This is a genomic window from Streptomyces diastaticus subsp. diastaticus (assembly GCF_011170125.1).
In the GTDB taxonomy this organism is placed as follows: Bacteria; Actinomycetota; Actinomycetes; order Streptomycetales; family Streptomycetaceae; genus Streptomyces; species Streptomyces diastaticus.
This window is the reverse complement of sequence record NZ_BLLN01000005.1, coordinates 1,665,717-1,684,234: the sequence shown is the minus strand read 5'-3', so window position 1 is coordinate 1,684,234 and position 18,518 is coordinate 1,665,717. Positions and strand designations below refer to the sequence as shown.

Below are 18,518 nucleotides of genomic sequence, written 5' to 3'. Positions count from 1 at the left end.
CTTCGCCGCCCCTGCCGGCCCGGGCACGGTTCCTGCGCCCGGACGCGCCTCCGGTGAACCCCTCCCCGCTCAGGCCGACCGCGCCACCAGGTACCGGAAGACGTTCGGCAGCCAGACGGTCCCGTCGGGGCGGGTGTGGGGGTGCAGAACCTCGCCGAGCTCCTTCGCCACCCGGGCGGTGTCCGTGGCGGAGAGGGCCGCGTCCAGCAGCCCCGTCGACAGCAGCCCGCGTACCGCGCTCTCCTGGTCCGGGTAGCCGAACGGGCAGCTCACCCGCCCCGAGCCCTCCAGGAGCAGTCCCGCGGCGCTCGCCACGTCCTCCAGGTCGTCCCTCCCCGCCGAGCGCCAGGCGTCCGGCCCCGCGACCGGCTCCGCCAGCCGACGCACCGTGCGCAGAACACCCGCGGCGGCGCACCGTTCGGGCGGACCCCAGCCCGTGACCACCACCTGTGTGCCCCGCGGTGCCCCCTCCAGCGCCCGCGCGAGCTGCGCTCCGAGCGCCGCCCCGTCGCCGGCCGCGCAACCGAGTGGCCGGAACGACGCCACGAGGCGGAGCCCCTGGCCCGCCCCGGCCGCGCCCCACGCCGCCTCGCCCAGCAGGGGACCGTCGTCGGTCGGGGCGTCCGAGGCGCCGCGTAGCCGCCGCTCCGCGTACGCGAGCAGCTCCGGTCGCTCCGTGTCCACCCCCGCCACCGAGGCGCCGCGCCCCGCGGCGAGCACCAGGCCCAGCCCCGCACCGCACCCCAGCTCCAGGACGCGCCCGCCGGGCCCCAGTCCGACCCTGGCGTAGACCGCCTCCTGGAGCGGGACGAGCATCCGCTCCTGGATCTCCGTCCAGTCCCGCGTCCGCGTGGCGGTACGGGGCCGCGCCGGGTCTGCCCCGTACCGCGGTCCGTGCCGCCGCACCAGCGTCGAAGTCATCGCATGAGCCCCCATCTGCCGAGAGGTTGTGGCTGTCCCTGTTCCGCCCCCGGTGCCGTGCCCGCTGCTGCCCCCGTACGCCAGGGAACGACGCCCGCGCGCCCGCGTCCAGCGGACGCCGTCCACGTGCTCGCGTGCACCCTTCGCGCGCCCCCGCACCACCCGGCCGCCCCTCAGGCCGTCGCGACCGCCCCGGCCTGCGAGGAAGGCAGGGTGGCGGCGGACCGGGCGAGCACGCGACGACCCGGCGAAGCGCAGTACGTCCGTCCGTGGCTGTACGCCCGAGCGCCGCGAACGGCCCCGCGTACGGGGCCCGTTCGGCGCCGTCGCGGGGCCCGGTGCGGGATGTCCCCGCACCGACGGGTACCGTCGACCGAGAGCCGCGCGACCCCTGCCCGGCACGCGCCCCGCAGCCGCCCGCGACCCCGCCTCGCGATGTGCCGGCGGACCGGGAGAGCGATCCGCCGGGCCGGTACTACAGGAGGCGGCGTACCGGGGATACGTACGGGCTTGTGGCGAACTGAGCGACTTCTGTGCAGTTCGGCGCACTCGCCGTCCTCCCGACGCATCAGCGGCAACTGACGGGTACGTGCAAAATATTTGGGATGGCCCGGAATCGGAACACGGAGCCGCTCCTGCTCGTTGGGTACGACGTGAGCACGACACCACCTGTTCTCGCCGCAGAGCTGGCACAGGCGTGGGCCGACATTCAGCGGTACCACCCCGAGCTGCCAGACCTTGCCGCGCCCGAGTCCCTGATCGGAGAGTCCTCGTCCGCCTGCGGCGCCGAGCTCTCCTTCGAGCGACTGCTCCACGAAGCAGTCCATGGCATCGCCGCAGCCCGTGGCATTCGCGACACCTCACGGGCCGGCCGGTATCACAACCGCAGATTCCTCGCCGTCGCCGAGGAACTGGGTCTGGACCATCCCGAGGAGCCGCATCCCAGCAGTGGCTTCTCCCTGGTCGGGCTCAACCCGGAGGCCAAGCGGCGCTACCGCCAGACCGCCGAGCGCCTGCACCGCGCGCTCAAGGCCCACTCCGTGGCCACCGCTGGGGACACCGCGCGCAGCTTCCGCGGCCCCGCCGCCCGCCACGGCTCGTCCGGCGGCGGCGTCCGCGTCAAGGCGGTCTGCGACTGCGGGCGCAACGTCCGCGTGGTTCCCTCCGTCCTCGCCCAGGCCCCCATCATGTGCGGCGGCTGCGGCAAGCCGTTCCGTATCCCGGAGGCGGTCGCCGTCGCCGGGTGACCGCCGTGTACGGCCCGTGCCCCGGCCGGACGCCCCGGGGCGGGGCCGGCCGGCGGCGGCCACGGGCGTGGGAGGACGGGCCCGGCCCGTATGGCAGAATGGCAAGCTGTACTCGACAGTCGCACAGGACCCCTCTCTCCTCCGGCTGACGCGTCCATCGGGCACCCCGAGTACCGCAACCCCACGTGGCATCCCGTTGTGCCCACCTCGTCAAGACCAGGAGACACCACTCCCGTGGCAGTCAAGATCAAGCTGAAGCGTCTGGGCAAGATCCGTTCGCCTCACTACCGCATCATCGTCGCCGACTCCCGCACCCGCCGTGACGGCCGTGCGATCGAGGAGATCGGCCTGTACCACCCGGTGCAGAACCCCTCCCGCATCGAGGTCGACTCGGAGCGCGCCCGCTACTGGCTCTCCGTCGGCGCCCAGCCGACCGAGCCGGTTCTCGCGATCCTGAAGCTCACCGGTGACTGGCAGGCGCACAAGGGCCTTCCCGCCCCGGCGCCGCTGCTCCAGCCGGAGCCGAAGGCCGACAAGCGTGCGCTGTTCGACCAGCTCACCAAGGACATCGAGGGCGGCCCCAAGGGCGAGGCCATCACCCAGAAGAAGAAGGCCGACAAGAAGGCGGACGAGGCTGACGCCCCGGCCGCCGAGTCGACCGAGGCCTGAGCATGCTCGAGGAGGCTCTCGAGCACCTCGTGAAGGGCATCGTCGACAACCCCGACGATGTGCAGGTCGCCGAGCGCAACCTGCGCCGCGGACGCGTGCTGGAGGTCCGGGTCCACCCCGACGACCTCGGCAAGGTGATCGGCCGCAACGGCCGTACCGCCCGCTCCCTGCGGACCGTCGTGGGAGCCATCGGCGGCCGAGGCATCCGCGTCGATCTCGTCGACGTGGACCAGGTCTGAGCCCTCCGGGGTTCTCGCAGGACACAGGGCCGGGGGCCGGAAGCGGTACGTACGCTTCCGGCCCCCGCTCCGTTCCGGGCCCGAGCCCGTCCCCGCGGGGGAGCTCGGGCCCGTTCCCGATCCTCCTCATCGAACGACGAACGACCAGGAGCAGCACAGGTGCAGTTGGTAGTCGCACGGATCGGCCGTGCCCACGGAATCAAGGGCGAGGTCACCGTCGAGGTGCGGACCGATGAGCCGGAGGTCCGCCTCGGGCCCGGCGCCGTACTCGCCACCGACCCTCCCGGGACCGGCCCGCTGACCATCGAGAGCGGGCGCGTGCACAGCGGGCGGCTGCTGCTGCGCTTCGCCGGAGTGGGCGACCGCACCGGCGCGGAAGCACTCCGCAACACCCTCCTCATCGCCGAGGTGGATCCCGAGGAGCTCCCGGACGACCCCGAGGAGTTCTACGACCACCAGCTCATGGACCTCGACGTCGTCACCGAGGACGGCGTGGAGGTGGGGCGCATCACGGAGATCTCCCACCTGCCCTCGCAGGACCTCTTCATCGTCGAGCGGCCCGACGGCAGCGAGGTCATGGTTCCGTTCGTCGCCGAGATCGTCGCCGAGATCGACCTGGAGGAGCAGCGCGCCGTCATCACCCCGCCCCCGGGCCTCATCGACGACCGCGCCGTCATCGCCTCCGCCCGTGACGTGGAGCAGGAGGGGGCGGGCGACGAGGCGCCGGACGGCGGCGGCCACGGTGCGCCCGGCCGGGCCGGAGAGGCGCGCTGATGCGTCTCGACGCCGTCACGATCTTCCCCGAGTACCTCGACCCGCTGAACGTCTCCCTGGTCGGCAAGGCCCGGACCCGCGGCGTCCTCGACGTCCGCGTCCACGATCTGCGCGAGTGGACGTACGACCGCCACAACACCGTCGACGACACTCCCTACGGCGGCGGCCCCGGCATGGTCATGAAGACCGAGCCCTGGGGCGAGGCGCTCGACCAGATCCTCGCCGACGGGTACGAGGCCGGGGCGCACAGCCCCGCCCTGGTCGTCCCCACGCCCAGCGGCCGCCCCTTCGACCAGGAAGTCGCGGTCGAACTCTCCGCCGCGCCCTGGCTGATCTTCACCCCCGCCCGTTACGAGGGCATCGACCGGCGCGTGATGGACGAGTACTCCTCGCGGATACCCGTCCACGAGGTCTCCATCGGCGACTACGTGCTGGCCGGGGGCGAGGCGGCCGTACTGGTCATCACCGAGGCGGTCGCCCGGCTGCTGCCCGGCGTCCTCGGCAACGCGGAGTCGCACCGTGACGACTCCTTCGCGCCCGGCGCCATGGCGGACCTGCTCGAAGGCCCCGTCTACACCAAGCCCCCGTCCTGGCGCGGCCGCGACATCCCGGAGGTGCTGCTCAGCGGCCACCACGGGAAGATCGCCCGCTGGCGCCGCGACGAGGCGTTCCGCCGCACGGTCCGCAACCGCCCCGACCTCATCGAGCGCTGCGACCCCGCCACGCTCGACAAGAAGGACCGCTCGCTCCTCGCCGCTCTGGGCTGGCATCAGGGGCCGGACGGCCGATTTGGGCGTGGAGCCGAAGGCGTGGAAGAATAGCCCGCTGTTGTACGTCCACGAGCGTTCGCCCCTGCCACAGGGGGACCGACGGCGCTCCGGGACCGGCAGCACCCGCACATTCCTCTCATGTTCCGTTGATGACCTGTGGCATCAACGAGGAAGCAGACACCATGTCCCACCTGCTCGACTCCGTCGACGCCGCGTCGCTGCGCAGCGACGTCCCCGCCTTCCGCCCGGGTGACACGGTCAACGTGCACGTCCGCGTCATCGAGGGCAACCGCTCCCGTGTGCAGCAGTTCAAGGGCGTCGTCATCCGCCGCCAGGGCGCCGGCGTGCGCGAGACCTTCACGGTCCGCAAGGTCTCCTTCTCCGTGGGCGTGGAGCGCACCTTCCCGGTGCACACCCCCATCGTGGAGAAGATCGAGCTGGTCACCCGCGGTGACGTCCGCCGCGCGAAGCTGTACTACCTCCGCGAGCTGCGCGGCAAGGCCGCGAAGATCAGGGAGAAGCGCGACAGCTGAACCTGCCGGGCGACGGCCCCGGCGCGCTGAGCCGCGCCGGTGCCGGGCCCACGAACAGGTCAAGTGCCGCTTGCCTGTTCGTGTCCGAGGCGGAGCCGGATAACATCTGGCACCGATGGACACCGAAGCACAGCACCAGGAGCGCGACCGCTCCTCCGCCGCCGGACCAGGGGACATCCCTGAGGAACCCGGGGCGGAGGAGGGGTCGCGCTCCTCGCGTCCGTCCCGGCTCCCGGGAGGCCGGTTCACCGCGGGGCTTGCCGTCTGTGTGGTCTTCGTCCTGCTGTTCAGCGCCTTCGTCCTCCAGCCGTTCCAGATCCCGAGCAGGTCGATGGAGCCGGAGCTGCGCGTCGGTGACCGGATCCTGGTCAACAAGCTGGCCTACCGTTTCGGAGACGAGCCGCGCCGCGGGGACGTGGTCGTCTTCGACGGCACCGAGTACTTCGGTGAGGGCGACTTCGTCAAGCGGGTCGTGGGGACCGGCGGTGACCGCGTCGTCTGCTGCGACGCACGGGGCCGTCTGGCCGTCAACGGCACCGTCGTCGACGAGTCCTACCTCCCGCCCGGCGACCGAGCCTCCTCGGTCCCGTTCGACGTGGTCGTCCCCACCGGGCGGCTCTTCCTCCTGGGCGACCACCGGAGCGACTCCCGCGACTCCCGCGACCGGCTGGGCTCCCCCGGCGGCGGCATGCTGCCCGTCGAGCAGGTGATCGGCCGCGCCCAGTGGGTCGGCTGGCCCCTCTCCCGGTGGTCCTCCGTCGGCCACTCCGGCGCTCTCGCCGAGCTGCCGGACCGGGGCCGCCATGGGTAGGCGGGGAAAGCCCCGCGGCCGCTCCCGCGCGGACGGAGCGCCCAGCGGTAACGGGTACGCCGCGGCGCCGCCCCCTACCGGGCGCGCCGAACGGCGCAAGCTCGCCCGCAAGGTGCGCCGTCGCAGGCGCCGCTCCGCGCTCCGCGAGATACCGCTGATGATCGTTGTCGCCATCGGGATCGCGCTCTTCCTGAAGACCTTTCTCGTCCAGGCGTTCGTGATCCCCTCCGGGTCGATGGAACAGACCATCCAGGTCGGCGACCGCGTCGTCGTGGACAAGCTCACGCCCTACTTCGGCTCGCGGCCCCAGCGCGGCGACGTCATCGTCTTCGAGGACCCCGCCGACTGGCTGCGCGGTGAGCCGACCCCGGCCGCCGCCGACGACTCCGCCGTCACCGCGCAGGCGAAGCGGGTCCTCTCCGCGATCGGTCTGCTGCCCTCCGACGACCAGCGCAACCTGATCAAGAGGGTCGTCGCCGTCGGCGGCGACACCGTCGTCTGCTGCGACCGCGACGACCGGATCACCGTGAACGGCGTGGCCCTCACCGAGCCCTACCTCCACCCGGGCAACAAGCCCTCCTCGCTCCGCTTCACGGTGCGGGTGCCCGAGGGCCGGTACTTCGTGCTGGGCGACCACCGGGAGAACTCCGCCGACTCCCGCTACCACCGGGCCGAGGGCCACGGAGGCACGGTGCCCGACGACCACGTGGTGGGCCGTGCCGTGGCGATAGCGTGGCCGGCGGGGCACTGGCGCGGCCTGGAGGCCCGTGGGACGTACGCGGCGGTACCCGACGCGCCCGGCGGAACGGTGGCGGCCGACGGGGCGTCGCATAAGGTTGCGTCCCAGGATCTGAACAGAACGATCCCCCTCCCGACCCCTGCGGAACTCCCGCTCGTTATGGGAGTGGTGGTTCTGCGCCGGACGAGGCGCGGACAGCGGCACACAGTGAGGAGTCGATGTGGGGGATGTGGCGGTGGGCGCACGATCCGGACGCGAGCCCGAGGGTGGTTCCGGACGCCCCGAGGACGAGTCGGCCGAGCACGCCGACGGGCCCGGCGGGTCCGGCCAGGACGACGGCCCCGACGGTGGGCGGAGCAAAGGGAAGAGGCGCATCCCCTTCTGGCTGGAGATCCCGTTCCTGATCGTCATCGCGCTGGGACTGGCGCTGCTGATCAAGACGTTCCTGGTCCAGGCGTTCTCGATTCCGTCGGAGTCGATGCAGAACGCGCTCCAGAAGGGTGACCGGGTACTGGTGGACAAACTCACCCCGTGGTTCGGCGGTGAGCCGGAGCGCGGCGAGGTGATCGTCTTCCACGACCCGGACGGCTGGCTGGCCAACGAGCCCGTCACCGAGCCCAACTCCGTCCAGCGTTTCCTCAGCTTCATCGGTCTGATGCCCTCCTCGGAGGAGAAGGACCTGATCAAGCGTGTCATCGGAGTCCCGGGCGACACCGTCGAGTGCAACGGCACAGGGCCGCTCAAGGTCAACGGCAAGGCCCTCGACGAGCCCTACGTCTTCCCGGGCAACACCCCGTGCAGCCCCGACGACGGCGGCGGCAAGTTCAAGGTGACCGTTCCCGACGGTAAATTCTGGGTCATGGGCGACCACCGTCAGTCCTCGCTCGACTCCCGGTACCACCAGAACGACGAGAACGCCGGCATGGTCCCCGCCGACGAGGTCGTCGGACGCGCCATCGTCGTAGCCTGGCCGCCCACGCGCTGGTCGACGCTGTCGGTGCCGGACACCTTCGACCAGCCGGGCCTCAACGCCGCGCTCGGCGCCGCCCCGGGAGTCCTGGGTCTCGCCGGTGCCGTGCCGCTGGTGCTGTGGCGGCGACGGGTTACCGCCCGCCGGACCGACGGGTAGGGTGCCGTCCCAGATCGCCGCTTCCCGCCCCCGACACCTGCCGGGACGGCGGGAAGACCAATTCTCCGAGGCGGGGGCGCGCTGGGATGAGCACGACACGAAGTAGGGAAGACCGTACCGGCCGCACGGCCGGTACGCACGAGGGCCACGGCCGGCTCGGCAGAATCCTGTCGGGCGCCGCCGTGGCCCTCGGCTGTGTGCTCTTCCTCGGCGGGTTCGCCTGGGGAGCGCTGCTGTACCAGCCCTACGCCGTCCCGACCGGCTCCATGGCCCCCACGATCGGCGCCGGGGAGCGGGTGCTCGCCCAGCGCATCGACGGCGCCGACGTGCGCCGCGGCGACGTGGTGGTCTTCAACGAGGCCGAATGGGGCGACCTGCCCATGGTCAAACGCGTCGTGGGTGTCGGTGGCGACGAGGTCGCCTGCTGTACCGGAGGACGGCTCACGGTGAACGGCGAGCCCGTCGACGAGCCCTACCTCCCCTCCGGTACCCCCGCCTCCGTCGCCGGCATTCCCCGCACCACCGTCCCGGAGGGGCGCCTGTTCCTGCTGGGCGACGAGCGTGCCGGCTCGCTCGACTCCACCGCCCACCTCCAGGAGGCCGGCCAGGGCTCCGTGTCCCGGGACGCCGTCGTGGCGCGGGTCGACGCCGTCGCCTGGCCGATGGAGGGCATGCTGGACCGCCCCGCGGGATTCGCGGCCCTGCCGGGCGGCATCTCCGAGCCCGGCCCCCTTAAGGCCGTGGTCGCGGCGGTGGCCGGGGGCGCCGTACTGATCCTGGGCGGCGCCGCCTGGGGGCCGGTGGCGGGCCGTTTCGGCCACGCGGCGCGAGCGCGGCGTACCGGGCAAGCACGTGGCGTCTGACCAGGGTGTTCACGAGACGCCGGAGCCGCGCGCGAGGCCGCTGCGCCGCGTCGCCCGGGTCGTTCTCCTCGACCCGGACGAACGGGTGCTGCTGCTCCACGGCCACGAGCCGGACGATCTCACGACGGCCTGGTGGTTCACGCCGGGCGGTGGCCTGGAGGGCGCCGAGACTCATGAGGAGGCGGCCCGCAGGGAACTCGCCGAGGAGACCGGGATCACCGGTGTCGATCTCGGCCCCGAGCTGTGGCGGCGCGTCTGCTCCTTCACCTTCGCCGGGCGCCGTTGGGACCAGGACGAGCGGTACTACCTGGCGCGCGCCCGGAGCAGTGTGACGGGGCCCACCGCGCTCACCGAGCTGGAGCGACGTACCGTCGCAGGTGCGCGGTGGTGGTCGTGCGAGGAGCTGACCAGCACGCATGAGACGGTGTATCCGAACAGATTCGCCGAACTGCTGCGCACGCTGCTCGACGAAGGAGTCCCGGCCAGGCCCATGACGCTCGACAGTTAAACGTCCAGCGCCTCGCGGTGCTGGCGCACAATGGGGGCACGCACGGCTGAAGGGGAACATGCCATGAGCGCCGAGGACCTCGAGAAGTACGAGACCGAGATGGAGCTGAAGCTCTACCGGGAGTACCGCGATGTCGTCGGGCTGTTCAAATTCGTGATCGAGACCGAGCGGCGTTTCTACCTCACCAACGATTACGACATGCAGGTCCACTCCGTGCAGGGCGAGGTCTTCTTCGAGGTGTCCATGGCGGACGCCTGGGTGTGGGACATGTACCGGCCGGCGCGGTTCGTGAAGCAGGTCCGGGTGCTGACCTTCAAGGACGTGAACATCGAGGAGCTCAACAAGAGCGACCTCGAACTGCCCGGCGGGTGAGCCCGGCGGGGCCCTGCGGGGCCGGTGTGGTTCGCAGGTGCTGTCGGGGCGATGGGGCGAGGGCTACCGGGCACGTTCCGTGAGCGCGGCGTGCGGGGCGGTTACGGGGCGTGTGAGCTGGGGGTTTGCGGGGATGTCTCGGAACGGGCGCAATGGTGTGTCCGGGTGGCCCCGTGCCGCCGCAGTGCGGGCCACACGCCGCAGTGGGGTGCCCCCGGCGTAGAGCTTCTGCGGCGCCCCGAGCCGCCGGCCCGGTGCGGACGAGCCCCGCGCGCAGTGGGGCCGACGGCCGCTTCGGGGCCGCTTCCGCGGGCAAGGGTGACGGAGTTGTCCACAACAGCCGCGTTGTCCACCGCACTCCCTCGGCATCGGTCGAGCCCCGCACTGTCGGTGCCGGAGGTGATGCCGCATGAACGCACGAGGCGCTCTGGGCCGGTACGGCGAAGATGTGGCGGTCAGGACACTGACCGCCGCCGGGATGCGGATCCTGGCGAGGAACTGGCGCGCGGGACGTGCCGGAGAGATCGATGTGGTGGCCCGCGACGGCGACGTCCTGGTCCTCTGCGAGGTCAAGACCCGACGGCCCGGCCCGTTCGGACACCCGGCGGCCGCGGTCACTGCCGAGAAGACGGCACGCATCCGCCGCCTCGCTGAGCTGTGGCTGGCCAAACATGGTGGGCCGCCACCGGGAGGAGTGCGGATCGACCTGGTGGGCGTGGTGCTGCCGCCACGCGGGGCTGCCCGTGTGGAGCACGTGCGGGGGCTCACCTGATGGCGTTCGCACGGACCTACGCGGTCACCCTGGTGGGCGTCGAAGGGATCATCGTCGAGGTCCAGGCCGACCTCGAGCCGGGCGTGGCATCCTTCGCGCTGGTAGGACTGCCGGACAAGACCCTGGTGGAGAGCCGGGACCGGGTGCGCGCCGCCGTGGTCAACGCCGGTATCGAGTGGCCGCAGCGCAAGCTGACCATCGGCCTCAGCCCGGCCTCGGTCCCCAAGAGCGGCAGCGGGTTCGACCTCGCGGTGGCCACCGCCGTACTCGGGGCGGCGGAACTCATCGACCCACGCACCCTCACCGACCTCGTCATGATCGGCGAACTCGGCCTCGACGGCCGCGTACGGCCTGTGCGCGGGGTGCTGCCCGCCGTACTGGCGGCTGCCGAGGCCGGATACGAGCAGGTGGTGGTCCCGGAGTGCTCGGCGACCGAGGCCGCTCTGGTCCCGGGCATCTCGGTCCTGGGAGTCCGTACCCTGCGCCAGCTCGTGGCGGTGCTCACCGACGCTCCCCTTCCCGACGAGGAACCCGACGCCCCGAGTCGCCCCGACCCTCTGCTGTCGGGCTTCAGCTTTCCCGGGGCAGGCATCGGAGCCACGAGCCGGACGGCTGACGGAAGGCGTCTGGACTTCGCCGACGTCGCAGGTCAGCGCCTCGCCCGTGGCGCGTTGGAGGTGGCTGCGGCCGGCGGCCACCACATCTACCTGAAGGGGCCTCCGGGGGCCGGCAAGACGATGCTCGCCGAGCGGCTCCCCGGCATCATGCCCGACCTTGACCGTAGCGCGGCCCTGGAGGTCACCGCGGTCCATTCGGTGGCCGGAGTGCTCCAGGCAGGGGGACCCCTGCTCAGCAGGCCCCCGTACTGCGCCCCGCACCACTCGGCCACCATGCAGTCCCTCGTCGGGGGCGGCAACGGCCTGCCCCGCCCGGGTGCCGTCTCGCTGGCGCACCGGGGCGTGCTCTTCCTCGACGAGGCCCCCGAGTTCGGGGCCAAGGCTCTCGACGCGCTGCGCCAGCCGCTCGAGTCGGGGCAGGTCGTGATCGCCCGCGCGGCAGGAGTGGTCAGGCTGCCCGCGCAGTTCCTCATGGTGCTGGCGGCCAATCCCTGTCCGTGCGGCCGCCACGGCGCGCACGGCGATCCTTGCGACTGCATGCCGTCCGTCGTGCGGCGCTATCAGGCCAGACTCTCCGGACCACTGCTGGACCGGGTCGACCTCCGCGTCGACGTCGACCGGGTCTCCCGTTCCGAACTGATGGGCAGGGGAGAACGGGGCGATTCCACGGAGACCGTCGCCGCCCGTGTGCTGGAGGCCCGGCAGCGCGCCGAACAGCGCCTGTTCGGTACGCCGTGGCGGACCAACGGCGAGGTGTCGGGGCACGCCCTGCGTACCCGCTGGCATGCCGCGGCAGGGGCCATGCATGCCGCCGAACGGGAACTGGAACGGGGCCTTCTCAGCGCCCGCGGCCTCGACCGTGTCCTGCGAGTGGCGTGGACCGTCGCCGATCTCAGAGGCCACGACCAGCCCGACGCGGGCGACGTGGAGGCGGCGCTCCAACTGCGTACCGGGGTGTCGCGGGGCGTGCCCAGCACAGCGGGAGGCGCGCGGTGACGGCGCGGGACAAGGATCGCTCGCCTGCCCGGGCGCGGGAGCTCGACGAGCCGGGGCAGGCGGGGAACGACGCGGCCGAACGCATGGCCAGAGCCGGCCTCACCCGGGTGCTGGAGCCGGGGGACCCACGCAGCGGCCAGTGGCTGCGGAGGCTGGGGCCGGTGGCGCTGTTCCAGCGGTTGCGCGGAGAGGGGCCGTCGCTCCCCGGGGCCACGGCCGGGCGGATGGCCGGGCTGCGGTCGCGGGCCCGCGACGCACGGCCGGAGCTCGACCTGGCGGCGGCCCGTCGGGCCGGGGCCCGGTTCGTCTGCCCCGGGGACAGCGAGTGGCCCGCCCAGCTGGACGACCTCGGCGACGCTCGGCCCTTGGGGCTCTGGGTGCGCGGCACTCCCTCGCTCCGTTTCTGGGCGCTGCGCTCGGTCGCGCTGGTGGGAGCCAGGGCGTGTACGGACTACGGGGCGCACGCCGCGGGTCTGTTCGGGGCCGGGCTGGCGGAGCAGGGCTGGGTGGTGGTCTCGGGCGGCGCCTACGGCATCGACGGCGCGGCCCATCGCGCCGCTCTCGGAGCGGGCGGCGCCACGGTCGCGGTGCTGGCCTGCGGCGTGGACAGCCCCTATCCGCGAGGACACACCCAGCTCATCGCACGGATCGCCGAACAAGGGCTGGTGGTCAGCGAGTTGCCGCCCGGTGACCATCCGACCCCCAGCAGGTTCGTACGGCGCAACCGCGTGATCGCCGCGCTGACGCGGGGCACCGTGGTGGTCGAGGCGGCCCACCGGAGCGGCGCGTTGTCGACGGCGCGCGCCGCCCTGCGTCTGGGGCGTGCCGTCATGGGAGTCCCAGGCCCGGTGACCAGCAGTCTTTCCGCGGGAGTGCACGAACTGCTGCGCGGCGAGGGCCACCTGGTCGCGGATGCCGGCGACGTCGTCGAACTTGTCGGAGGGATCGGGGAACTGGCCCCCGCGAAGTCCGGACCCGTGCTGCCCAGGGACCTGCTGCCCGAGCGGCTGATCCGCGTCCTCGAAGCCGTACCGGCCGGCGCGGGCGGAACACTCGAGCTGATCGCCCGCGCGGCTGCCGGCAGCATCGACGAGACGGTCGGCAACCTGTACGAACTGCTGGCCCTCGGCTACGTCGAACGCGGAGGGGAAAACTGGAAGTTGACACGCCAGGCGCTTTCGGGCGGATTTCCGACCTGTGGCGATCCGGTAGCTAAAGTGCCCAGCTGTCCGGATCATGCCCCATGACCTTGGCTGTTGCGGGGTTCGCCGCCCCGGTGTGCTGGTCGCACCGGGGCCGGACGGGGCGCGTGAGGTGCTCGGCGGGGCGCAAATGTCCCGCTCCGACCCCGTACCCTTCGCTCAACGCGACCCCTTCGTCACGTTACGCTCGCAAGGATTTCGACTCAGACACGCCATCGGACCATCAATCTCCCTCAGTTCACGGCAGAACGGCTCAAGGCGACGAATGCCCCAGCACACCTCCGGGTCTGACCGGGCGGCAGTACCTCCCGCCGCCCGCGGCAGCGTGCGGCCCAAGGCTCCCACCACGCTTGAGGAGCTGTGGAGCTCCTACAAGGCCACGGGCGACGCGCGGCTGCGCGAGCAGCTGATCCTGCACTACTCCCCGCTGGTCAAGTACGTCGCGGGCCGGGTCAGTGTCGGCCTGCCGCCCAATGTGGAGCAGGCCGACTTCGTCTCGTCCGGCATCTTCGGGCTGATCGACGCCATCGAGAAGTTCGACCCGGAACGGTCCATCAAGTTCGAGACGTACGCCATCACGCGCATCCGGGGCGCGATGATCGACGAACTGCGCGCACTGGACTGGATTCCCCGCTCCGTCCGGCAGAAGGCGCGCAACGTCGAGCGTGCGTACGCCTCGCTCGAGGCCGAACTGCACCGCACGCCCACCGAGGCCGAGGTCGCCGCGGAGATGGGGATCGCGGTGGAGGACCTGCACGCGGTTTTCAGCCAGCTGTCCCTGGCGAACGTCGTGGCCCTCGAGGAACTCCTCCACGGCGGCGGCGAGGGCGGCGGGGACCGTCTCAGCATCATGGACACCCTCGAGGACACCTCCGCCGACAACCCCGTCGAACTCGCCGAGGACCGCGAACTGCGCCGGCTGCTAGCCCGGGCGATCAACCTCCTGCCCGAGCGGGAGAAGACCGTGGTCACGCTGTACTACTTCGAGGGACTGACCCTCGCCGAAATCGGCCATGTCCTGGGTGTGACCGAAAGCAGAGTGAGCCAGATCCACACGAAATCGGTTCTGCAACTCCGAGCGAAGCTGTCGAGCTTCGGCCGCTGACCGCTCGCCCGCCGCACTGGGCCCGGCCGCCGCCTCCCGGTGTGACGCCGGGGCGTACTCCGCCGAGGTGACGCCACGCGGGCGCCTGGCGTCGCGGACGCGCCATCGAGCGGCGAGATCATGACGGCGCGCCCCAAGGGAAGAGGGTGTACCGGCTGCCGTCGCGTACGCGTCATCCGTACAGTGGGAACGTGCCAAGGATTCGAGCGGCCTCCGTGGCCGAGCACCGGTCGATGCAACGCGGCGCCCTCCTGGACGCCGCCAGGTCTCTGCTGTCGGAAGGCGGTACGGACGCTCTCACTTTTCCCGCGCTCGCCGAACGTACCGGGCTGGCGCGGTCCTCCGTGTACGAGTACTTCCGTTCGCGCGCGGCCGTGGTGGAGGAACTCTGCGAGGTCGACATCCCCGTGTGGGCCGCCGAGGTGCAGGCCGCCATGGAGCGCGAAGCCACGCCCGAGGCCAAGGTCGAGGCGTACGTCCGTACGCAGCTCGCTCTCGTCGGGGACCGCAGGCACCGTGCCGTCGTGGCCATCTCGGCGAGCGAGCTGGACGCGGGAGCCCGCGAGAAGATCCGCGCAGCCCACGGTGGCCTGGTGGGTGTAGTGGTCGACGCCCTGGAGGGGATGGGGCACCACCGTCCGCGACTCGCCGCCATGCTGCTGCAAGGCGTGGTCGACGCGGCTGTCCGGCGTATCGAGCTGGGGGCGGCGGAAGACCCGCAGGCCATCATCGACGCGACCGTGGCGATGGCCCTCGGCGGCGTCCGCGGCTGACTCTCCCGCGCTTGTCCGTGGTGCGGGACACCCGCCCCCGCCTGTTCGGTGGGCCGCTCGTGGCGGGGCACCCGTGGGAGCGCCCGGCGGGGCCGGTCTTCCCCGTGGAGCGCCGTGCGACGGCGCGGGCGGGGCGCTGACGCCCTCGGCCCGGCTCCTCGGCGGGTGCGTGCGGCTGCTTCGCGGTCGGGGTGTCCGCCTTCGGGCGCGGCGCGAGGACCTGGGGGATGCCGGGCGAGGGCTCCGGTACGCCGCTCACGGGCAGTAGGCGGGAAGGCCCGCGCCGCAGCATCCACTCAGGAAGCAGCGAGAACGGATCCAGGTAATCCTTCCCGCGCAGCAGACCCCAGTGGAGGCACGAGTGCGGGCAGTGGGTGCTTGACTCGAGCACGGCCACCGGCTGACCGGCCACCACCTCGTCGCCGACGGCGACCAGCGGTCGCACCGGCTCGTACGTGGTCCGCAGCGGGGGCTCGCCGCTGCCGGACAGTTCGATGGCGACGACGCCGCGGCCCGCCACCGGGCCCGCGAAGGAGACCCGTCCGGACGCCGCCGCCCGTACCGTCGTTCCTACGGAGGCACGCAAGTCCACCCCTCGGTGCCCCGGCCCGAAGCCGGTCGCCGGCGGCTCCCACCCGCGTGCCACGCGCGGCCGGGTGCCCACCGGCCAGGACCGCGCACCTGGGACCGCGCCGGGCGGAGGGGCGGCGGGGCGTCGCCGGTGAGCCCCGGTGGTGGTCCCGAGCCGGTGCTCTGCACGTGTGCCTGAGGTGCGGCTCGAGGGCCGGAAGTGCGGTGCCGCCGAAGCCTGCTGCCGACCGCCCCACGCGGCGGTGTCGGTGGGGCTCGTCGGTGACGGAGCGGTCGTTCCGTCGCCTGCCGGGGCGGGCGGAGGAGGTGGGGGAGTTGCCGCGCCCGCAGCCTTGACCGTCGAGGCCAGGGCCAGAGCGACGACTCCGCAGAGCAGCACCGCCCCCGCGCGGGCGAGCGAGCGCTGGGCGGGGGCCGCGTGCTCGGTGGCCGGTCCGGGAGAGCGCCCGGGAGCGGTCGCCCAGGAGACCCGGGCGCCGAGGAGGCCCCCTCGGGCAGTCGGCGAACTCCTCCACGGCCTTGCACGGGAGGAGAGGAGCGGGGCGGGGCCGGCCCGCCTCTGACGGGCGCGAGCGGGGAACGCGGTAAGGCGGAGGCGGTGGACGAGGCGGGTAAGTGTGTAACTCTCCGTGTTCATGGGTCCACACTCGCCCATCGCGGCCGACCTCGGGGATCATGGTCCGGATCTGTGGACTACCGACCGGTTGTGGACAGCGGCGTCACCCGGTGGGTCGGCGGTCCCGTACACTTCTGATGGCGATCCGGGTCACCGGGTCGACTTCGCACGCCCCGACGTCAACCCCTCTGGTCGACGTCCGCGCTCCTCGGTCCTTCGGGCACAGCGCGCGGGGCGTCAGGCGCGACCGCCGTCCGGTGGTCGCGGCAACCGAGAACACAAGGAGAAACGGCCATGGCCGTCGTCACGATGCGGGAGCTGCTGGAAAGCGGCGTCCACTTCGGTCACCAGACCCGCCGCTGGAACCCGAAGATGAAGCGCTTCATCTTCACGGAGCGCAACGGCATCTACATCATCGACCTGCTCCAGTCGCTGTCGTACATCGACCGCGCCTACGAGTTCGTCAAGGAGACCGTCGCCCACGGCGGCACGGTGATGTTCGTCGGTACGAAGAAGCAGGCGCAGGAGGCCATCGCGGAGCAGGCCACCCGCGTCGGCATGCCCTACGTCAACCAGCGCTGGCTGGGCGGCATGCTCACCAACTTCTCCACCGTCTACAAGCGCCTCCAGCGCCTCAAGGAGCTGGAGCAGATCGACTTCGAGGACGTGGCCGCCTCCGGCCTCACCAAGAAGGAGCTCCTGGTCCTCTCGCGTGAGAAGGCCAAGCTGGAGAAGACCCTCGGTGGTATCCGCGAGATGCAGAAGGTGCCCAGCGCCGTCTGGATCGTGGACACCAAGAAGGAGCACATCGCCGTCGGTGAGGCGCGCAAGCTCCACATCCCGGTCGTCGCCATCCTCGACACCAACTGCGACCCCGACGAGGTCGACTACAAGATCCCGGGCAACGACGACGCGATCCGCTCCGTCACCCTGCTCACCCGCGTGATCGCCGACGCGGTCGCCGAGGGCCTCATCGCCCGCTCCGGCGTCGCCACCGGAGACTCCAAGCCGGGCGACAAGGCCGCCGGTGAGCCCCTCGCCGAGTGGGAGCGTGACCTGCTCGAGGGCGACAAGAAGCCCGCCGAGACCGCCGAGGCCCCCGCCGCCAAGGACGAGGTGCAGACCTCCGCCGAGACGGAGAAGGTCGCCGACGCCGAGCAGGCCGTCGCCCCGGCCGTCGTCGAGGAGGCCACGGGCGCCGCGGCCGTCGAGCCCGAGCAGGCCTGACCGATCCTCATCGGTTGCTGACGGCGGGGGCTGGACCAGCCCCCGCCGTCCACCCGTAGATCTTCCAGACTTCGAGAGAGATTCACATCACCATGGCGAACTACACCGCCGCCGACGTCAAGAAGCTCCGCGAGCTCACCGGCGCCGGCATGATGGACTGCAAGAAGGCCCTCGACGAGGCCGAGGGCAGCGTCGACAAGGCTGTCGAGCTCCTTCGCGTCAAGGGCCAGAAGGGCGTCGCCAAGCGCGAGGGCCGCTCCGCCGAGAACGGCGCCGTCGTCTCCCTCATCGCCGACGACCACACCTCCGGTGTTCTCGTCGAGCTGAAGTGCGAGACGGACTTCGTCGCCAAGGGCGAGAAGTTCCAGCACGTCGCCAACACCCTCGCCCAGCACATCGCCGCGACCTCCCCGGCCGACCTTGAGGCGCTGCTCGCCTCCGAGATCGAGTCCGGCAAGACGGTCCAGGCGTACGTGGACGAGGCCAACGCCAACCTCGGTGAGAAGATCGTCCTGGACCGCTTCGCGCAGTTCACGGGCGGCTACGTCGCGGCGTACATGCACCGCACCATGCCCGACCTCCCGCCGCAGATCGGTGTCCTCGTCGAGCTCGACAAGGAGAACGCCGAGGTCGCCAAGGACGTCGCGCAGCACATCGCCGCCTTCGCGCCGCAGTACCTTTCGCGTGACGAGGTGCCGGCCGAGGTCGTCGAGAACGAGCGCCGCGTCGCCGAGGAGACCTCGCGCAACGAGGGCAAGCCCGAGGCCGCGCTCCCGAAGATCGTCGAAGGCCGGGTGAACGGCTTCTTCAAGGAGGTCGCCCTCCTGGACCAGCCCTTCGCCAAGGACAACAAGAAGTCCGTCCAGAAGGTCCTGGGCGAGGCCGGTGTCAGCCTGAAGCGCTTCGCGCGCATCAAGGTCGGCATCTGAGCCGGGACCGCGATCGACGTACGGCCCCACGGGGCCGGTAGCGGACGCCACGGTGCGCCCCGTCGGACGCTCCGGACGACCGCAGATCTGACGAGGAGGCCATTGCCGCGATCGG

Annotated in this window: 20 protein-coding genes and 1 pseudogene; 19 read left to right on the top strand and 2 right to left on the bottom strand. The window is 72.0% G+C overall.

Translation table 11 applies throughout. From position 1 onward, the window contains the following. Positions 1-69: 69 nt before the first annotated feature. Positions 70-921, bottom strand: a complete 852-nt coding sequence (locus tag Sdia_RS24650; protein ID WP_189500526.1) for a class I SAM-dependent methyltransferase — start codon at positions 919-921, stop codon at positions 70-72. A gap of 605 nt (positions 922-1,526) precedes the next feature. Here Sdia_RS24650 and Sdia_RS24645 point away from each other — a divergent pair. The 17 genes and pseudogenes from Sdia_RS24645 (at position 1,527) to Sdia_RS24565 (ending at position 15,040) form a co-directional block, all read left to right on the top strand. After that, positions 1,527-2,168: a hypothetical protein gene (locus Sdia_RS24645; RefSeq protein ID WP_181843970.1), complete on the top strand. Its 642-nt coding sequence runs from the start codon at positions 1,527-1,529 to the stop codon at positions 2,166-2,168. 234 nt (positions 2,169-2,402) lie between these two features. Then, the gene (gene rpsP / locus Sdia_RS24640; RefSeq protein ID WP_100457680.1) at positions 2,403-2,837 is read left to right on the top strand and encodes a 30S ribosomal protein S16; all 435 of its coding nucleotides are present in this window, start codon (positions 2,403-2,405) and stop codon (positions 2,835-2,837) included. Positions 2,838-2,839: 2 nt separating this feature from the next. After that, positions 2,840-3,076: an RNA-binding protein gene (locus Sdia_RS24635; RefSeq protein ID WP_003951123.1), complete on the top strand. Its 237-nt coding sequence runs from the start codon at positions 2,840-2,842 to the stop codon at positions 3,074-3,076. Positions 3,077-3,235: 159 nt separating this feature from the next. Then, positions 3,236-3,850: a ribosome maturation factor RimM gene (rimM, locus tag Sdia_RS24630; protein ID WP_100457679.1), complete on the top strand. Its 615-nt coding sequence runs from the start codon at positions 3,236-3,238 to the stop codon at positions 3,848-3,850. Continuing rightward, positions 3,850-4,671 carry a tRNA (guanosine(37)-N1)-methyltransferase TrmD gene (gene trmD / locus Sdia_RS24625; protein ID WP_100457678.1) on the top strand — a complete coding sequence of 274 codons (822 nt, stop codon included), beginning with the start codon at positions 3,850-3,852 and terminating at the stop codon, positions 4,669-4,671. The genes rimM and trmD overlap by 1 nt, the downstream gene beginning before the upstream one ends. A gap of 131 nt (positions 4,672-4,802) precedes the next feature. Continuing rightward, positions 4,803-5,153, top strand: coding sequence for a 50S ribosomal protein L19 (gene rplS, locus Sdia_RS24620; protein WP_100457677.1), 351 nt, complete (start codon positions 4,803-4,805; stop codon positions 5,151-5,153). A 115-nt stretch (positions 5,154-5,268) separates the two neighbouring features. After that, positions 5,269-5,964, top strand: coding sequence for a signal peptidase I (lepB, locus tag Sdia_RS24615; RefSeq protein ID WP_100457676.1), 696 nt, complete (start codon positions 5,269-5,271; stop codon positions 5,962-5,964). Continuing rightward, positions 5,957-6,646: pseudogene (lepB, locus tag Sdia_RS30410) on the top strand (signal peptidase I); the annotation flags it as partial. The gene lepB (Sdia_RS24615) and the pseudogene lepB (Sdia_RS30410), both read left to right, overlap by 8 nt. A gap of 277 nt (positions 6,647-6,923) precedes the next feature. After that, entirely contained in the window at positions 6,924-7,832 is a 909-nt protein-coding gene (gene lepB, locus Sdia_RS24605) for a signal peptidase I (protein ID WP_164495072.1), read from the top strand. An 86-nt stretch (positions 7,833-7,918) separates the two neighbouring features. Continuing rightward, complete coding sequence (gene lepB, locus Sdia_RS24600) at positions 7,919-8,695, top strand: signal peptidase I (RefSeq protein WP_189500525.1); 777 nt, start codon at positions 7,919-7,921, stop codon at positions 8,693-8,695. Next, positions 8,685-9,203: an NUDIX hydrolase gene (locus Sdia_RS24595; RefSeq protein WP_100457673.1), complete on the top strand. Its 519-nt coding sequence runs from the start codon at positions 8,685-8,687 to the stop codon at positions 9,201-9,203. Before lepB (Sdia_RS24600) ends, Sdia_RS24595 begins: the two co-directional genes overlap by 11 nt. Before the next feature lie 63 nt (positions 9,204-9,266). After that, positions 9,267-9,575: a DUF2469 domain-containing protein gene (locus Sdia_RS24590; RefSeq protein ID WP_003951129.1), complete on the top strand. Its 309-nt coding sequence runs from the start codon at positions 9,267-9,269 to the stop codon at positions 9,573-9,575. Positions 9,576-9,984: 409 nt separating this feature from the next. Further along, positions 9,985-10,347 carry a YraN family protein gene (locus tag Sdia_RS24585; protein ID WP_100457672.1) on the top strand — a complete coding sequence of 121 codons (363 nt, stop codon included), beginning with the start codon at positions 9,985-9,987 and terminating at the stop codon, positions 10,345-10,347. Then, positions 10,347-11,960: a YifB family Mg chelatase-like AAA ATPase gene (locus Sdia_RS24580; protein ID WP_100457671.1), complete on the top strand. Its 1,614-nt coding sequence runs from the start codon at positions 10,347-10,349 to the stop codon at positions 11,958-11,960. Before Sdia_RS24585 ends, Sdia_RS24580 begins: the two co-directional genes overlap by 1 nt. An 83-nt stretch (positions 11,961-12,043) precedes the next feature. Next, positions 12,044-13,207 carry a DNA-processing protein DprA gene (dprA, locus tag Sdia_RS24575; protein ID WP_191867978.1) on the top strand — a complete coding sequence of 388 codons (1,164 nt, stop codon included), beginning with the start codon at positions 12,044-12,046 and terminating at the stop codon, positions 13,205-13,207. Between the two features lie 220 nt (positions 13,208-13,427). Further along, entirely contained in the window at positions 13,428-14,267 is an 840-nt protein-coding gene (whiG, locus tag Sdia_RS24570; protein ID WP_100457669.1) for an RNA polymerase sigma factor WhiG, read from the top strand. Positions 14,268-14,482: 215 nt separating this feature from the next. Next, positions 14,483-15,040 carry a TetR/AcrR family transcriptional regulator gene (locus Sdia_RS24565; RefSeq protein ID WP_100457668.1) on the top strand — a complete coding sequence of 186 codons (558 nt, stop codon included), beginning with the start codon at positions 14,483-14,485 and terminating at the stop codon, positions 15,038-15,040. Here the strand turns inward: Sdia_RS24565 and Sdia_RS30845 are convergent. Beyond that, entirely contained in the window at positions 14,994-16,268 is a 1,275-nt protein-coding gene (locus Sdia_RS30845; protein WP_189500524.1) for a M23 family metallopeptidase, read from the bottom strand. The two genes, Sdia_RS24565 and Sdia_RS30845, sit on opposite strands and share 47 nt — an antisense overlap. Before the next feature lie 273 nt (positions 16,269-16,541). On the opposite strand from Sdia_RS30845, the gene rpsB reads away from it, so the two are divergent. Further along, complete coding sequence (gene rpsB, locus Sdia_RS24555; protein ID WP_100457666.1) at positions 16,542-17,474, top strand: 30S ribosomal protein S2; 933 nt, start codon at positions 16,542-16,544, stop codon at positions 17,472-17,474. Between the two features lie 92 nt (positions 17,475-17,566). Further along, complete coding sequence (gene tsf, locus Sdia_RS24550) at positions 17,567-18,403, top strand: translation elongation factor Ts (protein WP_100457665.1); 837 nt, start codon at positions 17,567-17,569, stop codon at positions 18,401-18,403. The last annotated feature ends 115 nt before the right edge of the window (positions 18,404-18,518 follow it).

Coding starts and splice junctions, on each gene's coding strand:
- Sdia_RS24580 (WP_100457671.1), top strand. CDS start 10,347: ATGGCGTTCGCACGGACCTACGCGGTCACCCTGGTGGGCGTCGAAGGG.
- Sdia_RS24590 (WP_003951129.1), top strand. CDS start 9,267: ATGAGCGCCGAGGACCTCGAGAAGTACGAGACCGAGATGGAGCTGAAG.
- Sdia_RS24635 (WP_003951123.1), top strand. CDS start 2,840: ATGCTCGAGGAGGCTCTCGAGCACCTCGTGAAGGGCATCGTCGACAAC.
- Sdia_RS30845 (WP_189500524.1), bottom strand. CDS start 16,268: ATGAACACGGAGAGTTACACACTTACCCGCCTCGTCCACCGCCTCCGC.
- Sdia_RS24650 (WP_189500526.1), bottom strand. CDS start 921: ATGACTTCGACGCTGGTGCGGCGGCACGGACCGCGGTACGGGGCAGAC.
- rpsB (WP_100457666.1), top strand. CDS start 16,542: ATGGCCGTCGTCACGATGCGGGAGCTGCTGGAAAGCGGCGTCCACTTC.
- lepB (WP_189500525.1), top strand. CDS start 7,919: ATGAGCACGACACGAAGTAGGGAAGACCGTACCGGCCGCACGGCCGGT.
- Sdia_RS24585 (WP_100457672.1), top strand. CDS start 9,985: ATGAACGCACGAGGCGCTCTGGGCCGGTACGGCGAAGATGTGGCGGTC.
- lepB (WP_100457676.1), top strand. CDS start 5,269: ATGGACACCGAAGCACAGCACCAGGAGCGCGACCGCTCCTCCGCCGCC.
- trmD (WP_100457678.1), top strand. CDS start 3,850: ATGCGTCTCGACGCCGTCACGATCTTCCCCGAGTACCTCGACCCGCTG.
- dprA (WP_191867978.1), top strand. CDS start 12,044: ATGGCCAGAGCCGGCCTCACCCGGGTGCTGGAGCCGGGGGACCCACGC.
- whiG (WP_100457669.1), top strand. CDS start 13,428: ATGCCCCAGCACACCTCCGGGTCTGACCGGGCGGCAGTACCTCCCGCC.
- rplS (WP_100457677.1), top strand. CDS start 4,803: ATGTCCCACCTGCTCGACTCCGTCGACGCCGCGTCGCTGCGCAGCGAC.
- Sdia_RS24645 (WP_181843970.1), top strand. CDS start 1,527: ATGGCCCGGAATCGGAACACGGAGCCGCTCCTGCTCGTTGGGTACGAC.
- tsf (WP_100457665.1), top strand. CDS start 17,567: ATGGCGAACTACACCGCCGCCGACGTCAAGAAGCTCCGCGAGCTCACC.